General features: G+C 73.5%; 16 protein-coding genes. 7 read left to right on the top strand and 9 right to left on the bottom strand.

Going from position 1 to position 19,032, the window contains the following annotated elements:
• The coding region (locus tag ACZ60X_RS34565) for a sugar phosphate nucleotidyltransferase (protein ID WP_469607134.1) at positions 1 to 215 on the bottom strand (215 nt) is incomplete at its 3' end.
• Positions 212 to 2,017, bottom strand: a complete 1,806-nt coding sequence (locus tag ACZ60X_RS34560) for a DUF5941 domain-containing protein (protein WP_469607131.1) — start codon at positions 2,015 to 2,017, stop codon at positions 212 to 214. The genes ACZ60X_RS34565 and ACZ60X_RS34560, both read right to left, overlap by 4 nt.
• Positions 2,018 to 2,350: 333 nt before the next feature.
• Between ACZ60X_RS34560 and galE the strand changes: the two genes are divergently transcribed.
• The 3 genes from galE (at position 2,351) to idi (ending at position 5,244) form a co-directional block, all read left to right on the top strand.
• A complete protein-coding gene (galE, locus tag ACZ60X_RS34555) occupies positions 2,351 to 3,346 on the top strand; it encodes a UDP-glucose 4-epimerase GalE (RefSeq protein ID WP_469607129.1) in 996 nt (331 codons plus the stop codon).
• A 188-nt stretch (positions 3,347 to 3,534) separates the two neighbouring features.
• Positions 3,535 to 4,476 (top strand): cation diffusion facilitator family transporter, encoded by a 942-nt coding sequence (locus tag ACZ60X_RS34550; protein WP_469607127.1) that lies wholly within the window; start codon positions 3,535 to 3,537, stop codon positions 4,474 to 4,476.
• A 174-nt stretch (positions 4,477 to 4,650) separates the two neighbouring features.
• Positions 4,651 to 5,244, top strand: coding sequence for an isopentenyl-diphosphate Delta-isomerase (gene idi / locus ACZ60X_RS34545; protein ID WP_469607124.1), 594 nt, complete (start codon positions 4,651 to 4,653; stop codon positions 5,242 to 5,244).
• A gap of 271 nt (positions 5,245 to 5,515) precedes the next feature.
• On the opposite strand, the gene ACZ60X_RS34540 is transcribed toward idi, so the two are convergent.
• On the bottom strand, positions 5,516 to 6,004 hold the full coding sequence (locus tag ACZ60X_RS34540; protein WP_469607154.1) for an ATP-binding protein: 489 nt from the start codon (positions 6,002 to 6,004) through the stop codon (positions 5,516 to 5,518).
• Positions 6,005 to 6,179: 175 nt separating this feature from the next.
• The gene (locus ACZ60X_RS34535) at positions 6,180 to 6,779 is read right to left on the bottom strand and encodes an HdeD family acid-resistance protein (RefSeq protein ID WP_469607122.1); all 600 of its coding nucleotides are present in this window, start codon (positions 6,777 to 6,779) and stop codon (positions 6,180 to 6,182) included.
• A gap of 98 nt (positions 6,780 to 6,877) precedes the next feature.
• Between ACZ60X_RS34535 and ACZ60X_RS34530 the strand changes: the two genes are divergently transcribed.
• A complete protein-coding gene (locus ACZ60X_RS34530; protein ID WP_469607119.1) occupies positions 6,878 to 7,651 on the top strand; it encodes an enoyl-CoA hydratase/isomerase family protein in 774 nt (257 codons plus the stop codon).
• Here the strand turns inward: ACZ60X_RS34530 and ACZ60X_RS34525 are convergent.
• Together ACZ60X_RS34525 and ACZ60X_RS34520 are read right to left on the bottom strand one after the other, a co-directional pair.
• Positions 7,638 to 8,273 carry a DJ-1/PfpI family protein gene (locus ACZ60X_RS34525; protein ID WP_469607118.1) on the bottom strand — a complete coding sequence of 212 codons (636 nt, stop codon included), beginning with the start codon at positions 8,271 to 8,273 and terminating at the stop codon, positions 7,638 to 7,640. The genes ACZ60X_RS34530 and ACZ60X_RS34525 overlap by 14 nt on opposite strands.
• Positions 8,274 to 8,404: 131 nt before the next feature.
• Positions 8,405 to 9,364, bottom strand: coding sequence for a GlxA family transcriptional regulator (locus ACZ60X_RS34520; RefSeq protein ID WP_469607117.1), 960 nt, complete (start codon positions 9,362 to 9,364; stop codon positions 8,405 to 8,407).
• 178 nt (positions 9,365 to 9,542) lie between these two features.
• Between ACZ60X_RS34520 and ACZ60X_RS34515 the strand changes: the two genes are divergently transcribed.
• Together ACZ60X_RS34515 and ACZ60X_RS34510 are read left to right on the top strand one after the other, a co-directional pair.
• Positions 9,543 to 11,954: a Tex family protein gene (locus ACZ60X_RS34515; RefSeq protein WP_469607114.1), complete on the top strand. Its 2,412-nt coding sequence runs from the start codon at positions 9,543 to 9,545 to the stop codon at positions 11,952 to 11,954.
• Between the two features lie 204 nt (positions 11,955 to 12,158).
• Positions 12,159 to 12,728, top strand: a complete 570-nt coding sequence (locus ACZ60X_RS34510; RefSeq protein WP_469607111.1) for a DinB family protein — start codon at positions 12,159 to 12,161, stop codon at positions 12,726 to 12,728.
• Positions 12,729 to 12,739: 11 nt separating this feature from the next.
• On the opposite strand, the gene ACZ60X_RS34505 is transcribed toward ACZ60X_RS34510, so the two are convergent.
• Positions 12,740 to 14,380, bottom strand: a complete 1,641-nt coding sequence (locus tag ACZ60X_RS34505; RefSeq protein ID WP_469607109.1) for an ABC-F family ATP-binding cassette domain-containing protein — start codon at positions 14,378 to 14,380, stop codon at positions 12,740 to 12,742.
• Between the two features lie 200 nt (positions 14,381 to 14,580).
• The gene (locus ACZ60X_RS34500) at positions 14,581 to 15,624 is read right to left on the bottom strand and encodes an oxidoreductase (RefSeq protein ID WP_469607106.1); all 1,044 of its coding nucleotides are present in this window, start codon (positions 15,622 to 15,624) and stop codon (positions 14,581 to 14,583) included.
• Positions 15,625 to 15,724: 100 nt separating this feature from the next.
• On the opposite strand from ACZ60X_RS34500, the gene ACZ60X_RS34495 reads away from it, so the two are divergent.
• Positions 15,725 to 16,636: an FAD-dependent oxidoreductase gene (locus ACZ60X_RS34495; RefSeq protein WP_469607152.1), complete on the top strand. Its 912-nt coding sequence runs from the start codon at positions 15,725 to 15,727 to the stop codon at positions 16,634 to 16,636.
• Between the two features lie 239 nt (positions 16,637 to 16,875).
• Here the strand turns inward: ACZ60X_RS34495 and ACZ60X_RS34490 are convergent, their stop codons facing one another.
• Complete coding sequence (locus tag ACZ60X_RS34490) at positions 16,876 to 18,876, bottom strand: Xaa-Pro dipeptidyl-peptidase (RefSeq protein ID WP_469607103.1); 2,001 nt, start codon at positions 18,874 to 18,876, stop codon at positions 16,876 to 16,878.
• Between the last annotated feature and the right edge of the window lie 156 nt (positions 18,877 to 19,032).

Raw genomic sequence — 19,032 nt, 5'->3', positions numbered from 1 at the left:
GCCGCCTTGCGCTCGTACACGGCCTCCTTGCGGTAGCCGACGATCACCGCGACCTCGGTCAGCCCGATCTCGGCGAAGTTGCCGAGGGTGAGGTCGAGCACCGTGATCGAGTCCTCCGCGCCTTCGGGCCCCACCGGCACCAGCGCCTTGGGCAGGGTGTCGGTGTAGGGGCGCAGACGCCGTCCGGCGCCGGCCGCCAGCACGAGGCCGATCATGCGGGTTCTCCTTCGTCGTGTACGGCGGGCGCCCCTGCGGACACCCAGAAGCGGATGCTCTCGGCGAGCACCACGAGCGCCACGGCCACGGCGAGGACCGTGAGCGCGAGCGTGAACTGCGAGGCGGTGAGCACCGCGGCCAGGACGGCGACGAGCAGCGTCCGCCCCTCGTGCCCCCCGATGACGCGCGTCAGCCAGGCCGGGGGTGCTCCGGCGTTGCCGCGGATGCGGTACACCGTGTCGTAGTGATGGTAGGCGACTGCGGCCACCAGTCCGAAAGCCGCAGGAAGGGATCCGTTTACTCCGGCTTTGCCCGCCAGGGCGAGCACGGTGCCGTACTCGGCGGCCCGGAAGAAGGGCGGGACCAGCCAGTCGAGGGCGCCCTTGAGGGGGCGGGCGACGGCGAGGGCCGAGGTCAGGACGTAGAGAAGGGCACCGACCACCGGCAGCACCGAGCCGAAGCCGGTGAGTGCGGCGCAGGCGACGACCGCGGCGCCGCCCAGGAAGGCGGCGGCGGGTACGGCGAGGCCCGGCAGGTCCCGCCCGGCCACCCGCCGCACGGCCTCGGTGAGCGGCCCGCAGTCGGCGAGGTCGGCGAGCGCCCGGGCGGCCCGGTCGGTACGCCGTGCCCTGCGGGCCAGGGAGCGCAAGCCTCGGCCCGCGGTGGTGTACGTGGCGGCGAGGGCGCAGCCGACGAGCAGGGCGTAGAAGGTGATGCGGGGGGTGGTGGCCGCGGTGAGGATCGCGATCATCGCCCAGCGTTCCCCGATCGGCAGGACGATCATCCGCCGCACCCACACCGTCCAGCCGACGGTGTCGAGGCGGTCGGAGAGGGCGGCGGTGGGGCTCGTGTTGGCCGTGGCGTCGTGGTTGGCCTCGTTGAAGGAGAAGTCGACCACGTGCCGGCAGGTCTGCAGGACCATCGCACCAAGGGCGAGCGCCCACACGTCGTCGCCGCCCCGGGCCGCGCCGAGCGCCAGGCCCGCGTAGTAGGCGTACTCCTTGGCCCGGTCGAAGGTGGCGTCCAGCCAGGCGCCGAGCGTGGAGTACTTCAGGGCGTAGCGGGCGAGCTGGCCGTCGGTGCAGTCCAGCACGAAGGACGCGATCAGCAGCACACCGGCCGCGACGAACCCCGCGCGCGTGCCGGTGGCCGCGCAGCCCGCGGCGATCAGAGCGGTGAGCAGCGAGGCCGTGGTGACCTGGTTCGGGGTAAGGCCCCGGCGGGCGCACCAGCGGGCCACGTAGCGCGAGTAGGGGCTGATGAAGAAGGTGGTGAAGAAGCCGTCGCGGGACTTCACGGCCGACTTCAGGCGCACGGCCTCGTCGTCCACGGCGGCGACGGCCTGCCGGACCTCGTTGCGAGCCTGCGGGTCGGCAGGGACGGCGGCGACCAGACTGCCCAGTTCCGGCCGGTGCACCTCGCCGCCGTCGGCGTCGAGAACGGTGACGACGCGGTCGGCGAGAGTGCCGACGTCGACCGCGGTGCCGCCGCCACCGACCGCGGAGGTCTCACGGGCGAGGGCCCGGGTCAGCGCCTGCCGGGCGGCCGGCTGGGCGGTGACGGCGCCGGGGACGGCGCACAGCGGGAAGCGGGGGTCGGTCAGGCCGAGCCGCAGCGCGTGGGTGTGGCCGACGAAGCGGGCGTCGACCAGGGCCACGCGCTCGCCGGACGGAACGCCGGCGAGGAGGGTCTCGGCCACCGCGGCGTCCGCCGCCACCCGGACGTCGAATCCGAGGGACCGCAGATCGTTCTCCAGTGACGATCCGGGGACCGGCTGACCGGTGACGATGGCGGTCGACAACCGAACTCACTCCCTGGGTGCCGGCGCGGGCGCCGATCGCTTGCGTGGATGGGGCGCCTGCCTGGGCACCCGGGTGTCGGCAGAGGCTATCGGACGGCTCCGGGCCCGCGTTCACCGACCGTTCACGGCCCGGCCCACGGCGACTGTCCCGGCCTTTGCCGCGATCATCATCAGGGATCCGAGGCCCGCCCCACAAACCCGTCGGCGCAGACCCGGGCAACCGGGACAAGCCCACGGCGTCCGCGCCCGGGCCGCACCGGCACGGCTGGCCTGCCGTCGCTTCCGCCCGGATCGGGCGGTCCGCCCGGGGTGGGCGACTTAGGGTGGGCGACCATGACGTGGTTGATCACCGGCGGAGCCGGATACATCGGGGCCCATGTGGCACGGGCCATGAGGGGCGCCGGGGAGAGCGTCGTAGCCCTGGACGACCTGTCGGCGGCGGTGCCTACGCGGCTGCCCGCCGACGTCCCGCTCGTCGAGGGCTCGACGCTGGACGGGGAGCGGCTGAAGCGGGTCTTCGCGCGGTACGGCGTCACGGGCGTCGTCCATCTCGCGGCCCGCAAGCAGGTCGCGGAGTCGGTGGCCGAGCCGACCCGCTACTACCGGGAGAACGTGGGCGGCCTCGCCACGCTGCTGGACGCGGTCGCCGAGGCCGGGATCCGGCGGCTGCTGTTCTCGTCGTCGGCGGCCGTGTACGGCAACCCGGACACGGACCTGATCAGCGAGGACACCCCCTGCGCCCCGGTGAACCCCTATGGCGAGACCAAGCTCGCCGGGGAGTGGCTGGTGCGGGCGGCGGGACAGGCGTACGGCATCTCCACGGTGTGTCTGCGCTACTTCAACGTGGCGGGCGCGGCGGCGCCGGAGCTGGCGGACACGGGTGTGTTCAACATCGTGCCCATGGTCTTCGACCGGCTCACCCGCGACGAGGCCCCGCGGATCTTCGGCGACGACTATCCGACGCCGGACGGCACCTGTGTGCGGGACTACATCCATGTGGCCGATCTGGCCGAGGCGCACCTCGCGGCGGCGCGGCGGCTCGCCGAGGAGGGGCCGGCCGGCGACCTGACGCTGAACATCGGGCGCGGCGAGGGTGTCTCGGTGCGCGAGCTGATCACCGTCATCGGGGAGGTGACCGGGGACCGCCGGGCGCCGGTGATCGAGGCCCGCCGGCCCGGGGACGCGCCGCGCGCGGTCGCCTCCGCCGAGCGTGCCGCCCGCGAGCTGGGCTGGCGGGCCGGGCGCGGGGTCCGCGAGATGGTCTCCTCCGCCTGGCAGGGCTGGCAACTGCACCACGGCGCCGGAAACCCCGCCCCTCCCGGCGACTGAGCCCACGGCTGGGCGGCTGGGCCCACGGTCTTCCGCTCGGCCCTGCTCGGCACGCTGACCTGCGGAACGTTTCCGCAGGTCAGGGCACATGACAACGGTGTTCAGTACCGCGTTGCCCCATACCCCCCACCCGTAGTTCACTGGGCCTGCCGGACGGATCTCGCAGTGAGCGGAAGGGTGGTTTCTCCATGGGGGCAGGGCACGATCACGGGCACGCGCACAGCCACGCGCCGCCCACGGGTACGGCCGCGGCCGCGTACCGCGGACGGCTGCGGATCGCGCTGGGCATCACACTCACGATCATGGTCGTCGAGATCGTCGGCGGCCTGGCCGCGGACTCGCTCGCGCTGATCGCGGACGCGGCGCACATGGCGACCGACGCGGTGGGCCTCGCCATGGCGCTGCTCGCGATCCACTTCGCGAACCGGCCGGCGAGCACCAACCGCACCTTCGGTTACGCCCGCGCCGAGATCCTCGCCGCCCTGGCCAACTGTCTGCTGCTGCTCGGCGTCGGCGGCTACGTCCTGTACGAGGCGGCCCAGCGGTTCGTCACGCCGGCCGGGACGCGCGGCGGGCTGATGGTCGTGTTCGGTCTGATCGGCCTGGTGGCGAACTCCGTCTCACTGACCCTGCTGATGCGCGGGCAGAAGGAGAGCCTGAACGTGCGCGGTGCCTTCCTGGAGGTCGCCGCCGACGCGCTCGGCTCGTTCGCGGTGCTGGTCTCGGCGGTGGTCATCCTCACCACCGGCTGGCAGGGCGCCGACCCGGTCGCCTCGCTGGTCATCGGCGTGATGATCGTTCCGAGGACGCTGAAGCTGCTGCGCGAGACGCTGGACGTGCTGCTGGAGGCGGCCCCGAAGAACGTGGACATGGCCGAGGTACGGGCGCACATCCTGGCGCTGGACGGCGTGGAGGACGTCCACGACCTGCACGCCTGGACGATCACCTCGGGCATGCCGGTGCTGTCGGCGCACGTGGTCGTCAGTTCGGAGGCGCTGAACGCCATCGGCCACGAGAAGATGCTGCACGAGCTGCAGGGCTGCCTCGGCGACCACTTCGACGTGGAGCACTGCACCTTCCAGCTGGAGCCGGGCGGGCACGCGGAGCACGAGGCACGGCTGTGCCACTGACGCCTGGCACGGGTGTTCGCCCCCTGCGGGCGGTTCCGGGCGGCGACCTCCGGGCACGATGATCTACCGGGTCCCCGTCCCGGTACGGCGCCGCGCGCGACGTGCGGGGAAGTGCCGGGAGTGCCGGATTCGTACGGCAGACTTGGGGTGCGAAGAACGAGGCGAAGGATGGGTATGCCGATCACACCTGCCACCGCGACGCACAGCTCGTCGACGGGCACCGCAGAGCAGATTTTGCTGGAACTGGTCGACGAGAAGGGTGTGACGATCGGCACGGCGGAGAAGCTCGCCGCCCACCAGCCACCGGGGCAGCTGCACCGCGCGTTCTCGGTGTTCCTCTTCGACGAGCAGGGCCGGCTGCTCCTGCAGCAGCGCGCGCTCGGCAAGTACCACTCCCCCGGTGTGTGGTCCAACACCTGCTGCGGCCACCCGTACCCCGGTGAGGCGCCGTTCGCGGCGGCGGCCCGGCGCACCTTCGAGGAGCTGGGGGTGTCCCCCTCGCTGCTCGCGGAGGCCGGCACGGTCCGCTACAACCACCCGGACCCGAAGTCGGGCCTGGTCGAGCAGGAGTTCAACCACCTGTTCGTCGGCCTGGTGCAGGCGCCGCTCGCGCCCGACCCGGAGGAGGTCGCCGAGGCCGCCTTCGTGACGGCGGCCGAACTGGCGGAGCGGCACGCCCGCGACCCGTTCTCGGCCTGGTTCATGACCGTGCTGGACGCCGCGCGCCCGGCGGTCAGGGAGCTGACCGGAGCGTCGGCCGGCTGGTGAGCCGCCGTACCGGACGTCGCGCCACCCGACGTGGCATTCGGCGCACCGTTCGGCCTCCGGGCCGGGCCTGTCGTCACATCCCCGCCGTCCACCTGGAGGGGGGCCGCGCGGCGTCTGGTGCGTGCGGCCGCAAGGCGGAGGAGGGACTCGACGCGATGGAGGTCCCCCGCCTAGGGGGAGAAGCCGAGCGTGGGAGAGTCGGCGACTGACGACGCCGCCGCAGATGTGCGTGCCAGACGCCGCACGGCCGCCGGAAATGTGACGACAGGGCCTAAGGCGCGGGCTTGAGCGGCAGGGCGGCCCAGATCACCTTGCCGCCGCTCGCCGTGTGCTCCACGTCGACCGTGCCGCCCGCCTCCCGGGCCACCTCGCTGACCAGCAGCAGCCCCCGGCCCCCGGTCTGGCCGTGGTCGGCTTCCAGCGCGGTCGGCCGGTAGGGGTGGTTGTCCTCCACGGACACCCGCACCCACTCGGCGCCGACGGCGACCTCCACGGCGAGCACCGGCGACAGCACCGCCGCGTGCCGGACCGCGTTGGTGACCAGCTCTGAGACGATCAGCAGCAGGCCGTACTCCAGTTCGTCGGAGACCGGTACGCCCTGGCGCAGCAGCAGGTCCCGCACCGCGTGCCGGGCCTGCGGGACGGAGGCGTCCACGGCCGGAGCGGTGAACCGCCAGACGCCCTCGTACGGCAGTGGATCGGGCGGCCGCTCGGCGCCCCCCGCTGGGCTCGGGTCGTCCCCGCGCCCGTGGTTGTCCATCGTCCGGTCGCCACCCTCACGCTCGATTGTCACCACACGTCGAGTGTTGGTAACGATCCGCTCCGGCCCGGATACCTGAACACAAGTCAGCGTGTATCGAGCGGTTTGTGACCGAGTGCGTATGACACGGTCACGTGTGGGACTGTTTCCTGCCTGCCGTACGCCGCTTCGCGAACTATTCGGGTTGTACGGGTTCGCGCCCGCCGTCGCCCGAGACGAGCCCCACGACACGGCGCCCGCCGTAGCCGGTGGCCACGAGACCGAGGCCGTCGAAGAGCAGGGCGAGCGAGAAGAAGGTGCCGATCACGTACTGGCTGCTGCTCGGCCAGGAGGCGAGGACCAGGACCCCGAGCAGCAGGTCGAAGGCGCCGAGCAGCAGCGTCCAGCCCAGCTGCGGTCCGCGCACGACCAGCCCGCCGGCCAGCCGGAAGATCCCGCCGGTGAGGAACAGCAGCGCGGCGAACATGGTGAGGGCGGCGGCCGCGGCGTGGGGCAGGCGGATCACGACGACTCCGGCCGCGATGTACAGGGCGGCAACGATGACCCCCAGCCAGAAGAAGCTGGTGCCGCGGGACTGGGTCGCGTGCAGCAGGCCGACGATCCCGCCGAACAGCAGCAGCCAGCCGAACAGCAGCATCGAGGTCAGCGTGGCGACCGCGGTGTAGACGAGTCCCACGAGCCCGGCGAGGACGAGGATCATCCCGAGCACCGCGAGCAGACCGAAGCCGCGGCGCAGTGATGTGGCGCTGTCTTTCCGCTTGCCGGCTCTGGCCATCACAGCCTCCCAGGAAGGCCCTTTTCGTTCAGGTCTTTCATGGTTTTTCCCTCAGGGCGGGTTCGGTAACGCCTGGGGGTGCGCATAGCATCGCGGCCATGGAGCCCGAGCTGTCGCACCGCGTCGAAGGCGCTGTCGCCACCGTCGTCATCCGCAACCCGGCCAAGCGCAACGCCATGACCGCCGCGATGTGGCGGGCGCTGCCACCGCTGCTGGACGCCCTCGCGCACGATCCGGGGGTGCGGGCGCTGGTGCTGACCGGGGCGGGCGGGACCTTCTGCGCGGGCGCGGACATCAGCACGCTCCAGGGCTCGCCGGAGCGGGCGCAGGGGCTCGCGGTGGCGGCCGAGGAAGCCCTCGCGGCGTTTCCCAAGCCGACCGTCGCCGCAGTGCGCGGGCACTGCGTGGGCGGCGGGGCGCAGCTCGCGGCGGCCTGTGATCTGCGGCTGGCGGAGGAGGGCGCGCTGTTCGGGGTGACGCCGGCCCGGCTCGGCATCGTGTATCCGGCCTCCTCCACGCGCCGGCTGGTCTCGCTCGTCGGTCCGGCCACCGCCAAGTACCTGCTGTTCACGGCCGAGTTGATCGATGCCGCGAGGGCGCTGCGCACCGGGTTCGTGGACGAGATGCTGCCGGACGGCGAACTGGACAAGCGAGTGGGCGAGCTGACCCGGATCCTGGTCTCCCGCTCGCAGCTCACGCAGGCCGCCGCGAAGGAGTTCAGCGGGGGCCGGACGGACCGGGACGCCCACTGGGCCGAGCAGGCGCGCGGCAACCCCGACACCGTCGAGGGGGTCACCGCCTTCCTGGAGCGCCGGCAGCCGCGCTTCACCTGGAGCGTGGGCGAGCCGCGGAGCGTGCCTACGTCAGGCTGAACCGGCGGCCCGCGCGGAACTCCGCGACGAGATGCGCGGGCGCCTTGTCCGGGGAACCGGCGTCGTACGGCGGCTGCGGGTCGTACTCCGTCAACAGCTGGACGGCCTGGGCGTGTTCGTCGCCCGCGATCCGTCCGGTCAGGGTGAGCGCCATGTCGATGCCGGCGGAGACCCCGGCGGCGGTGACGTACTTGCCGTCGGCCACCACCCGCTCGCCCGTCGGCTGGGCGCCGAACCTCTCCAGCAGTTCCAGGGCGGCCCAGTGGCTGGTCGCGCGCCGTCCGCGCAGCAGTCCCGCGGCGGCGAGCAGCAGCGAGCCCGAGCAGACCGAGGTCGTCCAGGTACTCGCCGCGTCGGCCGCGCGCAGCCAGTCCAGCAGGGCCGGGTTCTCCAGCTGGGCCATGGTGCCGGGACCGCCGGCGACCACCACGAGGTCGGGGCTCGGCACCTCCGCCAGCGCCCGGTCGGCGGTGACGGCGAGGAACCCGGTGTCCGTACGGACGGCACCGGCGCGCTCGGCGACGAAGGTGAGGTGCGCGTCCGGGAGCCAGCTGAGGATCTCGTAGGGGCCGACGACGTCCAGGGCGGTGAAGCGGTCGTAGACGACGAGCGCGATGTGCACGGGGGCTCCTTGCGTGGGTGCGGGCGAGGGGTGCGCACAGAGTGCGGGGGGCGCGACGGCGGACAGGCACAGCGGCCTCGCCACGCATCTTGCGGTCCGGCGCGCGCGTGGGACGGGCGGCCGAGCCGCGGTCAGCCGGACAGGGCCGGGTGGAAGCGTCTGCGGTATTCCGCGGGGGGCGTGTCCAGGGCGCGCAGGAAGGCCCGGCGCATGGCCTCGGGAGTGCCGTAGCCGCTGGCGCGGGCGACCGCCTCGATGCCGTCGGCGGTGTCCTCCAGCAGGCGGCGGGCGTGTTCGAGGCGTACCCGGTCGACATAGCGGCCGGGGGTCATCCCGGTCTCCTCGCGGAAGGCGCGGGCGAAGTGGCGCGGGGACAGCCGGGCCCGGGCGGCGAGCGACTCGACGGTCAGGTCGCCGGCCGGGTGCTCCGTGATCCAGCGCTGGACCTCCCGCAGCGGCTCGCGCTGGGCGGTCTGGGCCGCCAGCTGGGCGCTGAACTGCGCCTGGTTGCCGGGCCGGCGCAGGAACACCACCAGGTGCCGGGCGATGGTGAGCGCCATGTCCCGGTCCAGGTCCTCCTCGACCAGGGCCAGGGCGAGGTCGATACCCGACGTCACCCCGGCCGAGGTGGCGACCTCTGCGTCCCGGACGTAGATCGGCTCCGGGTCGACCGTGACGGCCGGATGGTCCCGGGCGAGCTTGTCGCAGTAGGCCCAGTGGGTCGTCGCCCGGCGGCCGTCGAGCAGCCCGGCGGCGGCGAGCAGGATCGCGCCGGTGCACACCGACACCAGGCGCCGGGCGCGCGGGCCGTGCGCGCGCAGCCAGTCGATCAGCCGGGGGTCGGGGGCGCGGGTGCCCTGGCCGCCGGGGACCAGCAGGGTGTGCGGATCGGGGGCGTCGGTGAGCGCCTCGTCGGGGACGAGACCCAGCCCGCCGGAGGTGCGCACCGGCCCGCCGTCCAGCGAGGCCGTGCGGATGCGGTACGTCCCCGGCCTGCGCTGTTCGGCGCCGGCGAACACCTCCAGCGGGCCGGTGACATCGAGACTCTGGACGCCGTCGAAGAGGACGAAGAGGAGCGTGCGCTGCGGCATGCCTCGATTCTTCGGCGCCCGGCGCATGGCCGCAATGACGTGTTTCCCACCTTTCCTGCCATGCATCGGGCCCGGCACGGTGACCGGCGGCCCGCCGGTGGGGCGCCCTGAGCACCGGTTGTCGGTGCCACCTGCCACAATTGCCGCGCAACCTCAGTGGAGAAGGCGGTACGGGATCGTGACGACACCCGGGTCCATCGAAGTAGGGTCCATCGAAGGCAGGATCGCCGAGGAACTCGGCGTACGGGAGCGGCAGGTGAAGGCCGCGGTGGAGCTGCTCGACGGCGGTTCGACGGTGCCCTTCATCGCCCGCTACCGCAAGGAAGCGACCGAGATGCTCGACGACGCGCAGCTGCGCACGATCGAGGAGCGGCTGCGCTATCTGCGGGAGCTGGAGGAGCGGCGGGCCGCGATCCTGGAGTCGGTGCGCGAGCAGGGCAAGCTCACCGACGAGCTGCAGGCCCGGATCCGCGGCGCCGAGACCAAGGCGCGCCTGGAGGACATCTACCTGCCGTACAAGCCCAAGCGGCGCACCAAGGCGCAGATCGCGCGCGAGGCCGGCCTGGAGCCGCTGGCCGAGGGGCTGCTCGGCGACCCGACCGTGGAACCGCCGGCCGCTGCCGCCGCGTTCGTGGACGCCGGCAAGGGCGTCGCCGATGCGCAGGCCGCGCTGGAGGGCGCGCGGGCGATCCTCACCGAGCGGTTCTCGGAGGACGCCGACCTGATCGGCGAGCTGCGCGAGCGGATGTGGGTGCGCGGACGCCTCGCCGCGAAGGTGCGCGAGGGCAAGGAGGAGGCGGGCGCCAAGTTCGCCGACTACTTCGACTTCGCCGAGCCGTTCACCGAGCTTCCCTCGCACCGGATCCTGGCGATGCTGCGCGGCGAGAAGGAGGAGGTCCTCGACCTCGTACTGGAGCCGGAGGAGCCGACGGAGGGCCCGTCCTCGTACGAGGGGATCGTCGCGTCGAGGTTCGGCATCGCCGACCGGGGCCGCCCCGCCGACAAGTGGCTGACGGACACGGTCCGCTGGGCCTGGCGCACCCGCATCCTCGTCCACCTCGGCATCGACCTGCGGCTCAGGCTGCGCACGGCCGCCGAGGACGAGGCGGTGAACGTGTTCGCGGCGAACCTGCGCGACCTGCTGCTGGCCGCCCCGGCCGGTACGCGCGCGACCCTGGGCCTGGACCCCGGTTTCCGCACGGGTGTGAAGGTCGCCGTGGTCGACGGGACCGGCAAGGCCGTCGCCACGGACGTGATCTACCCGCACGTCCCGGCCAACAAGTGGGACGAGGCCCTCGCCAAGCTGGCCCGGCTCGCCGAGGAGCACGCGGTCGAGCTGGTCGCGATCGGCAACGGCACGGCGTCCCGCGAGACCGACAAGCTCGCCGGTGAACTGATCGCGAAGCACCCGGAGTTGGGGCTCACCAAGGTGATGGTGTCCGAGGCGGGCGCGTCGGTGTACTCGGCGTCGCAGTACGCCTCGCGGGAGTTTCCCGACATGGACGTGTCGCTGCGCGGCGCGGTCTCCATCGCCCGCCGGCTGCAGGACCCGCTGGCCGAGCTGGTGAAGATCGACCCGAAGTCCATCGGCGTCGGCCAGTACCAGCACGACCTGTCCGAGGTGAAGCTGTCGCGCTCGCTGGACGCGGTCGTCGAGGACTGTGTGAACGGCGTCGGGGTGGACGTCAACACCGCGTCCGTCCCGCTCCTCTCGCGGGTGTCGGGCATCTCCTCCGGCCTCGCCGAGAACATCGTGGCGCACCGCGACGCCCATGGGCCGTTCCGGTCGCGCGCCGAGCTGAAGAAGGTGGCGCGGCTCGGCCCCAAGGCGTACGAGCAGTGCGCGGGCTTCCTGCGCATCCGCGGCGGCGCCGACCCGCTGGACGCCTCCAGCGTGCACCCCGAGGCGTACCCGGTGGTGCGCCGCATGGTGAAGACCAGCGGCCAGGAGGTGGCCTCGCTCATCGGCAACACGGGTGTGCTGCGCTCGCTGCGGCCCGCCGACTTCGTGGACGACACCTTCGGTCTGCCGACGGTCACCGACATCCTCAAGGAGCTGGAGAAGCCCGGGCGCGACCCGCGTCCCGCCTTCAGGACGGCCGCCTTCAAGGAGGGCGTGGAGAAGATCTCCGACCTGTCCGCCGGGATGATCCTGGAGGGTGTGGTGACGAACGTGGCAGCCTTCGGCGCGTTCGTGGACATCGGCGTCCACCAGGACGGGCTGGTGCATGTCTCCGCCATGTCGAAGACCTTCGTCAAGGACCCGCGTGACGTCGTGAAGCCCGGTGACATCGTCAAGGTGAAGGTCCTGGACGTGGACATCCCGCGCAAGCGGATCGGGCTGACCCTGCGCCTGGACGACGAGGCCGCCCCGCAGGGCCAGGGCGGCGGCGGACGCCAGCAGCGCAGCGGTGGCCGGCCGCCCCAGCAGCGGCAGGGCGGCCAGGGTCAGGGCCAGCGGCAGGGCGGCCAGGGACAGCGGCAGGGACGCGGCGGCGACCGGGGCGGGCGGCAGGCCCCGGCCCCGGCGAACAGCGCGATGGCCGACGCGCTGCGCCGGGCGGGCCTGCTCGACCCGAAGAAGCGCTGACCGGCCGGGGCGGGGGACGGGGCCGTGGCGTACGGCTCCGCGCCGCCCTGCCGGCGGCGGACACATCGCACCTGTCCGTCGCCGGCCGCGGTGCGCCGGCCGTCCCGCCCGCCGTGCCGGAGACGGTCGCGCCTGTCGCGTCGCACGTCCCGGCCGCCCCGAACTCCCGTGGTCCCAAGATCGTCGCGTCGGCAGACTGACCGCATGACCGATCCCAAGGAAGACCTGCGCGTCTATCTGCAGGACGCGCGTGACGTCCTGCTCTGGAAGCTCGACGGGCTGGCGGAGTACGACGTGCGCCGCCCGCTGACCCCCACCGGCACGAATCTGCTGGGCCTGGTGAAGCACCTGACCGGTGCCGAGGCCCTGTACTTCGGCGCGACGTTCGGCCGGCCCTTCGCCGGGACGCCACTGTGGATCACCGGCGACGCGGAGCCCGATTCCGACCTGTGGGCCCGGGCCGACGAGAGGCGCGAGGACGTCGTCGCGGGGTACCGGGCGGCGTGGGCGCGCTCCGACGAGACCATCGCGGCCCTCCCCCTGGGCGCGGTCGGGCGTATACCGGGCGCGGCACGGGAGACCACCTTGCACCGGGTCCTCACCCACATGATCGCCGAGACCCAGCGGCACGCCGGACACGCCGACGTCGTACGGGAGTTGATCGACGGGTCGACCGGTCAGCGGCCGGACGGCCGCAACGTCGCGCCGTACGACCCCGGGCACCGGGACCGGGTCGAGCGGGCGGCGAAGGAGGCGGCGGCGCGCTCCTCGTGAGCCGCGCGGCGCTACCGCTCGGTCACCTTGCCGTCCGCCACCTCCAGTCGCCGGCTCACCCGGACCGCGTCCAGCATGCGGCGGTCGTGGGTGACCAGCAGGAGTGTGCCGGTGTAGGAGTCGAGGGCCGACTCCAGCTGCTCGATGGCGGGCAGGTCGAGGTGGTTCGTCGGCTCGTCGAGGACCAGCAGGTTGACGCCCCGGCCCTGGAGCAGGGCGAGGGCGGCGCGGGTGCGTTCGCCCGGGGAGAGGGTCGCGGCCGGGCGCAGCACATGCTCGGACTTCAGGCCGAACTTGGCGAGCAAAGTACGCACGTCGACCGGCTCGGTGTCCGGGACGGCCGCGCAGAAGGCGTCGAGCAGGGTCTCGGGGCCGTGGAACAGCCCCCGGGCCTGGTCGACCTCGCCGACCAGGACGCCGGAGCCGAGGCCGGCGTGGCCCGCGTCGAGCGGTACGCGGCCGAGCAGCGCGCCGAGCAGGGTGGACTTGCCCGCGCCGTTGGCCCCGGTGATCGCGACCCGGTCCGCCCAGTCGATCTGCAGGGACACCGGGCCGAAGGTGAAGCCGCCGCGCCGGACCTCGGCGTCCCGCAGGGTCGCCACGACGGCGCCGGAGCGCGGGGCGGAGGCGATCTCCATGCGCAGCTCCCACTCCTTGCGCGGCTCCTCGACCACCTCCAGCCGCTCGATCATGCGCTGCGTCTGCCGTGCCTTGGCGGCCTGCTTCTCGCTGGCCTCGCTGCGGAACTTGCGGCCGATCTTGTCGTTGTCGTTGCCGGCCTTGCGCCGGGCGTTCTTGACGCCCTTGTCCATCCAGGCCCGCTGTGTCTGCGCCCGGTCCTGGAGGGCCGCGCGCTTGTCGGCGTACTCCTCGTAGTCCTCGCGGGCGTGCCGGCGGGCCACCTCGCGCTCCTCCAGATAGCCCTCGTAGCCGCCGCCGTAGAGGTTGACCTGCCGCTGGGCGGGGTCGAGTTCGAGGACCTTGGTGACCGTGCGGGTGAGGAACTCGCGGTCGTGGCTGACGACGACCGTCCCGGCGCGCAGGCCGGTGACGAACCGCTCCAGCCGGTCCAGGCCGTCCAGGTCGAGGTCGTTGGTGGGCTCGTCGAGCAGGAAGACGTCGTAGCGGGACAGCAGGAGCGAGGCGAGGCCGGCGCGGGCCGCCTGGCCGCCGGAGAGGGCGGTCATCGGCTGGTCCAGGTCCACGGCGAGGCCGAGCGAGTCGGCGACCTCCTCGGCGCGCTCGTCCAGGTCGGCGCCGCCCAGGTTCAGCCAGCGCTCCAGGCTCACCGCGTAGGCGTCGTCCGCGCCGGGCGCGCCGTCGACCAGGGCCTGCGTGGCCTCGTCCATCACGCGCTGCGCCTCGGCGACGCCGGTGCGGCGGGCCAGGAACTCCCGGACGGTCTCCCCCGGCCTGCGCTCCGGCTCCTGCGGCAGATGGCCGACGGTCGCGGTGGGCGGGGACAGCCGCAGCTCGCCCTGTTCGGGCACGGTGAGGCCGGCGAGCAGCTTCAGCAGCGTGGACTTTCCCGCGCCGTTGGCACCGACCAGCCCGATCACGTCGCCGGGCGCGACGACGAGGTCGAGCCCGGAGAAGAGGGAGCGGTCGCCGTGCCCGGCGGCGAGGTTCTTGGCGACGAGGGTGGCAGTCATCAGGACGCCGATCCTAATGCGCCCGCCGCCCGCCTCTCAGCCCCCTTTCCGGCGCCGCCGGCACCCGCCCCCGGCTCTGACTCCGGCGAGCCCGCGCTCGCCTCCGGCGCCGCCTCCGACGGACTCCGCGGCTGCCGCTCGGACGGACTGCCTTGGGAGACTCGCCCCTCCAGCCCGTCCCGTAGGCGCCGCACCGCCGTCTACCCCCGGTTCCCGCCGGTCACCGGTGCCGTGAGCACGGTCGACGCCGTGCGGGCGACGACGTAGGCCGCTCCCTTGACCGGGCGCGGATCCAGGGGGATCCGGTGCCGGCCGGGTTCCAGGACGCCGTCGAACACCTCATGGGCGCGGGTGCGGTGCAGCCGGTCCCGGCGGTACGTGGTGATGCGCACCCGGCAGGGCACCCCGACCTCGACGTCCGCGGCGGTGCCGGCCGCGGTCAGAGCGGTCAGCGGGCGGCGCGCGAGCGGGCCCCGGTCGAGGGCCTGCTCGATCTGGGCGACGAGCAACGGCACGATCGGGGCGAGGCCGGTCACCGCCGCGACCGCCACCCCGACGTGCTCGAACGACGCGAGGACGGCTGCGCGTTCCGCCGCGCCGACGGACGGGCCGAAGGCGACCGCGCCGTAGCCGCGCAGCTCCTCGGCCGGGACCTCGCGGGCGTCCTGGGTGATGTCGGCGCCGATGCCGATGGTGCGCAGCGCGGCGGCCAGCCGGGCGAGGACGGCGACCCGGGGGCCGATCAGCAGGACCCGGCGGCGGGGCGTGCCGTCGCTCAGGGAGGTGAGGGCCGCACGGTACTCGGACCCGCGGAACCGGAACGGCCCCATGCCTGGGTAGCCGTTGCGCTCCAGGTCGGCGCGCTCGTCCGTCTGCCAGGCGAAGTCCCGCCAGACGTAGTCCTCGCCGTCGCGCTGGATGACGGCGGTGACCGCTCCGCAGGCGAGGTCCTCGCACTCGGGGCAGCCGTAGAGGACGAACCGGCCGTCCGGTAGCGGCGGTTCGGCCTCCAGCAGCAGCGCGCGCACCTGCGCGGTGAAGATGGCGGGCGGCACGTCCGACGCGAGCGGGGAGACCGCGTCCAGGTCGGACACCGCCTCCGCGTCGGACAGCCGGAACAGCAGCGGACGGCCGTCCACGACGAAGTCCACGAAGTCGCGGTGGACCTGGTGGCCGCCGTCGGCGAGGACACCGCCGGCGCGCGTCGCCGGTGCCAGGCCGAAGGTCGCGTATGCGGCAGACATGCTGTGAGTATCCCCACAGCGGCGCCGTCTGAGCGCGGCATGACATGGTCGTCCGGCGAGGACCTATCGTCCTGGCGTGGACAGCGAGCCGAATGACGAAGTGATCGTGGTCGGAGGCGGGGTCGCCGGGCTGACGACGGCCGTGCTGCTGGCCGAGTCCGGGCGCCGGGTGCGGGTGTGGGCACGGGAGCCCGCCGAGCGTACGACCTCGGCGGTCGCCGGTGGCCTGTGGTGGCCGTACCGCATCGAACCCGAGCGGCTGGTAGGCGCCTGGGCGCTTCAGTCGCTCGCCGTGTACGAGGAGCAGGCCAGGCGGCCGCGGGAGACGGGCGTACGCCTGGTCGACGGCGTACATGGCGGGACCAGGCTGGACGAACTGGGCGACTGGGCAGGCCGGGTGCCGGGGCTCAGGCAGACGACGGGCGGCCTGGCGGCCCGGCTGCCGGTGATCGACATGCCGGCGTATCTGGCCTGGCTGCGGGAGCGGTTGGTGACGGCGGGCGGGCGGGTGGAGATCCGGGCGGTGACCGACCTGACGGCCGTACCCGCCCCTGTCGTGGTCAACTGCACGGGCCTGGGGGCCCGTTCGCTCGTGCCGGACCCCCGGGTGCGCCCGGTGCGCGGACAACTGGTCGTCGTGGCGAACCCCGGGATCACGACCTGGTTCACCTCGGTCGATCACTCCTCCGCCTCGGTGTACTTCATCCCGCAGCCGTACGGCCTGCTGCTGGGCGGCACGGCGGAGGAGGACGACTGGTCCCTGGCCCCCGAGCCGGCCGTTGCCGAGGCGATCGTCGCCCGGTGCGCGGCCGTCCGGCCGGAGATCGCGGGGGCCCGGGTGCTGGACCACCGGGTGGGCCTGCGCCCTGCCCGGAGCGCGGTACGGCTGGAACGGCAGCTCCTGCCGGACGGCCGCGTGCTGGTGCACAACTACGGGCACGGCGGGGCCGGGGTGACGGTGGCGTGGGGATGTGCCCGCGAGGCGGCCGGGCTCGCGTTTCCGGCCGCCTGAGACGCCGCGAAGCGGCGGGACGGTCTCTCGCGAGGCACGGCGCTCACCCGTGCGGTCCGCCGGTCGCACGCGCTGTGCGCCGGTCGCTGGGGTTGTGCACCGGTCGCACGCGCTGTGCGCCGGTCGCTCGGGCGGGGCCGCGGGGCGCTGATCGGGGTCGGCCCGCCACCTCCGGCCGAACGGCGCCGCCGTTCCCCGGGGCGCGGGGAACGGCGGCCGCGCGGCGCGGGCCCCTGCGCCTACCGCGGGGCGGGCCGCCCCCCGCGCGGTGCGCGGACGCCGTCCAGGGACACCGGCGCGGGGGCCGGGGCCGTGGAGCCGGACGTGGCGCGGGCGAACGCCTGTGCGCCGCCGTCCAGCGGAAGGGACGCCGTCGTACGGGAGAGGTCCAACATGAGCGTCGGACGGGTGGACGGAGGATCGATGAGGTTCTTGTCGGTGCCTGCGACGATCAGGGCCAGGCGGTGCCCCGCCGGGACGACGTGGTCGGTGGCCGCGAGGTCCAGGGTCATCGTGTAGGGCCTGCCCGGGGTGAGCGGGCCGCCCTTGCCGAGGGAGGCGTGGTGGCCGAGGTCGGCCCAGCCGCGGCTGAACACCGTGTCGCCGACCTCGACGGTCTTCGCCTTCGTCTCCTTGAAGCAGGCGCTGTCACCGGCCGTGCTCTCGCCCCAGCAGGTGCGGTTCGGCAGCGTGGTGATGCCCTCGGCGGCGTCGGCGTAGTCGCGGATGGTGTCCGGGCCGACGTCGACCAGGACCGCTGACAGATGGGCTGAGGTCGTCGTCGGGGTCACGGTGACCGTCACTCGCGACGAGCCCGACAGCCTCAGGTCGTGGGTGAGCGGTGCGGTGACGAAGCCCGCCTTCTCGGGGGTCGGCGTGGTGAGGTGGGCGGCCCAGTCGGTCTCGCTGAGTTTCGGGTCGTCGGTGACGGTCTCGGTGCCGTCGGCCGGGCGCAGGCCGAGCGTGCCGACGCCGGGACCGGCACCGGGGGCCGGGTGCAGGACGGTGGCCCGGGTGGTGCGCGGGGGCCAGACGGAGGAGGTCACCCACTGGTCGGGGTGACGCTCGATGTCGGCCATCGGCGCGCGGTCGATGCCGTTGGCGTAGCCGAGGAGTTCGTGGTCGAACCAGCGGTGCAGGGTGTCCACCCAGACGCCGCGCCGGTAGTCGAAGGGGTCGACGTGCCCGGTCTGGGAGAGCCAGATCTTGCGCTCGACACCGTGCGCGGCGAGGGCGTCCCACCACTGGCCGAGGTGCTTGGTGCGAACGTTGAGGTCCTGCACGCCGTGCACCAGGAAGACGCTGGCGCGCACCTTGGCCGCGTCCTTGACGTAGTCCCGCTCGGTCCACAGCGGCGTCCAGTCGCCGCTGCGCGGGCTGCCGTCGGCCAGTTTCCGCTGGACGGCCGCGCAGTGGGCCCGGGCCGCGTCGCTCTCGACGTCGCCGGCCAGGTCGGCGGGGCCGCCGTCGTAGAGCGGGGCGCCCTGCGCGAAGTAGTAGTCGTACCAGGAGGAGATCCCGCTGATCGGGACGATGGTCTTCAGGCCCTTGACGCCGGTGGCGGCAACCCCGTTGGCGATCGTGGCGTCCCAGCTCTTGCCGATCATGCCGGTGCGGCCGTCGGTCCAGGTCGCTTCGACGGTCTTCGTCCCGGTGCGGCTGGTGTAGGCGGTGGCGCGGCCGTTCAGCCAGTCGACGACGGCCTTGGCGGACTGGATGTCGGATCGGCCGCCGACGTCGACGCAGCCGTCGGAGCGGTTGGTGCCGGCGAGGTCGACGCCGATGACGGCATAGCCGCGGGGCACGAAGTAGTTGTCGTAGAACAGCGGCATCTGGACCGGGCGGCCCTTGGCGTCGTACGTCTTGACCTGGCTCTCGTTGCCGCGTCCGCAGCAGGAGAAGTAGGGACTCGCGTCCATGATGACGGGCACCTTGCGGCCCTGGCGGGCGGGTTCGGAGGGCCGGACGATGTCGGCGGCGACCCGGTCGGGCTTGCCGTCGCCGTCACCGTCGAGGCCGGTGTCCACCCAGACGGACTCGCGGATGGCGTGGGCGTAGGAGTAGACGGGCCGGCTCTCGCGGACCGAACGGCTCGCCTGCGTGGCCCGGCTGTGCGGGACGGGCGGGGCCTGGCGGCCGGCGGCCTGTGCGGCGGCCGGGGTGAGGAAGGCGGCCGTCAGGATGACGGCGACCGCCGTCACGAGCGGTCTCCAGATCGTGCGGCGCGTGCGTTTCGGCATGCGCGGGACGGTACTCCGGTCAACTCCCGTGCTGAAGAGGGCTCTCCGGCACTCCGGGTGACGCGTGACGGCTGAATGGCGATCGTGTGACAGCCGGTGCCATGGACAGGCCAGGGGTCACAGGGAATGAATAGGCTCCGAACAGATCGACGGAAA

It is taken from the genome of Streptomyces sp. NPDC104106, assembly GCF_055584345.1.
This window is presented reverse-complemented; position numbering and strand designations above follow the sequence as displayed.

What these genes read in the sequence shown, in the direction of transcription:
- ACZ60X_RS34550 (WP_469607127.1), top strand. Translation starts at nt 3,535, where the DNA reads ATGGGGGCAGGGCACGATCACGGGCACGCGCACAGCCACGCGCCGCCC.
- ACZ60X_RS34505 (WP_469607109.1), bottom strand. Translation starts at nt 14,380, where the DNA reads ATGACTGCCACCCTCGTCGCCAAGAACCTCGCCGCCGGGCACGGCGAC.
- ACZ60X_RS34530 (WP_469607119.1), top strand. Translation starts at nt 6,878, where the DNA reads ATGGAGCCCGAGCTGTCGCACCGCGTCGAAGGCGCTGTCGCCACCGTC.
- ACZ60X_RS34510 (WP_469607111.1), top strand. Translation starts at nt 12,159, where the DNA reads ATGACCGATCCCAAGGAAGACCTGCGCGTCTATCTGCAGGACGCGCGT.
- idi (WP_469607124.1), top strand. Translation starts at nt 4,651, where the DNA reads ATGCCGATCACACCTGCCACCGCGACGCACAGCTCGTCGACGGGCACC.
- ACZ60X_RS34540 (WP_469607154.1), bottom strand. Translation starts at nt 6,004, where the DNA reads ATGGACAACCACGGGCGCGGGGACGACCCGAGCCCAGCGGGGGGCGCC.
- ACZ60X_RS34500 (WP_469607106.1), bottom strand. Translation starts at nt 15,624, where the DNA reads ATGTCTGCCGCATACGCGACCTTCGGCCTGGCACCGGCGACGCGCGCC.
- ACZ60X_RS34490 (WP_469607103.1), bottom strand. Translation starts at nt 18,876, where the DNA reads ATGCCGAAACGCACGCGCCGCACGATCTGGAGACCGCTCGTGACGGCG.
- galE (WP_469607129.1), top strand. Translation starts at nt 2,351, where the DNA reads ATGACGTGGTTGATCACCGGCGGAGCCGGATACATCGGGGCCCATGTG.
- ACZ60X_RS34520 (WP_469607117.1), bottom strand. Translation starts at nt 9,364, where the DNA reads ATGCCGCAGCGCACGCTCCTCTTCGTCCTCTTCGACGGCGTCCAGAGT.
- ACZ60X_RS34535 (WP_469607122.1), bottom strand. Translation starts at nt 6,779, where the DNA reads ATGGCCAGAGCCGGCAAGCGGAAAGACAGCGCCACATCACTGCGCCGC.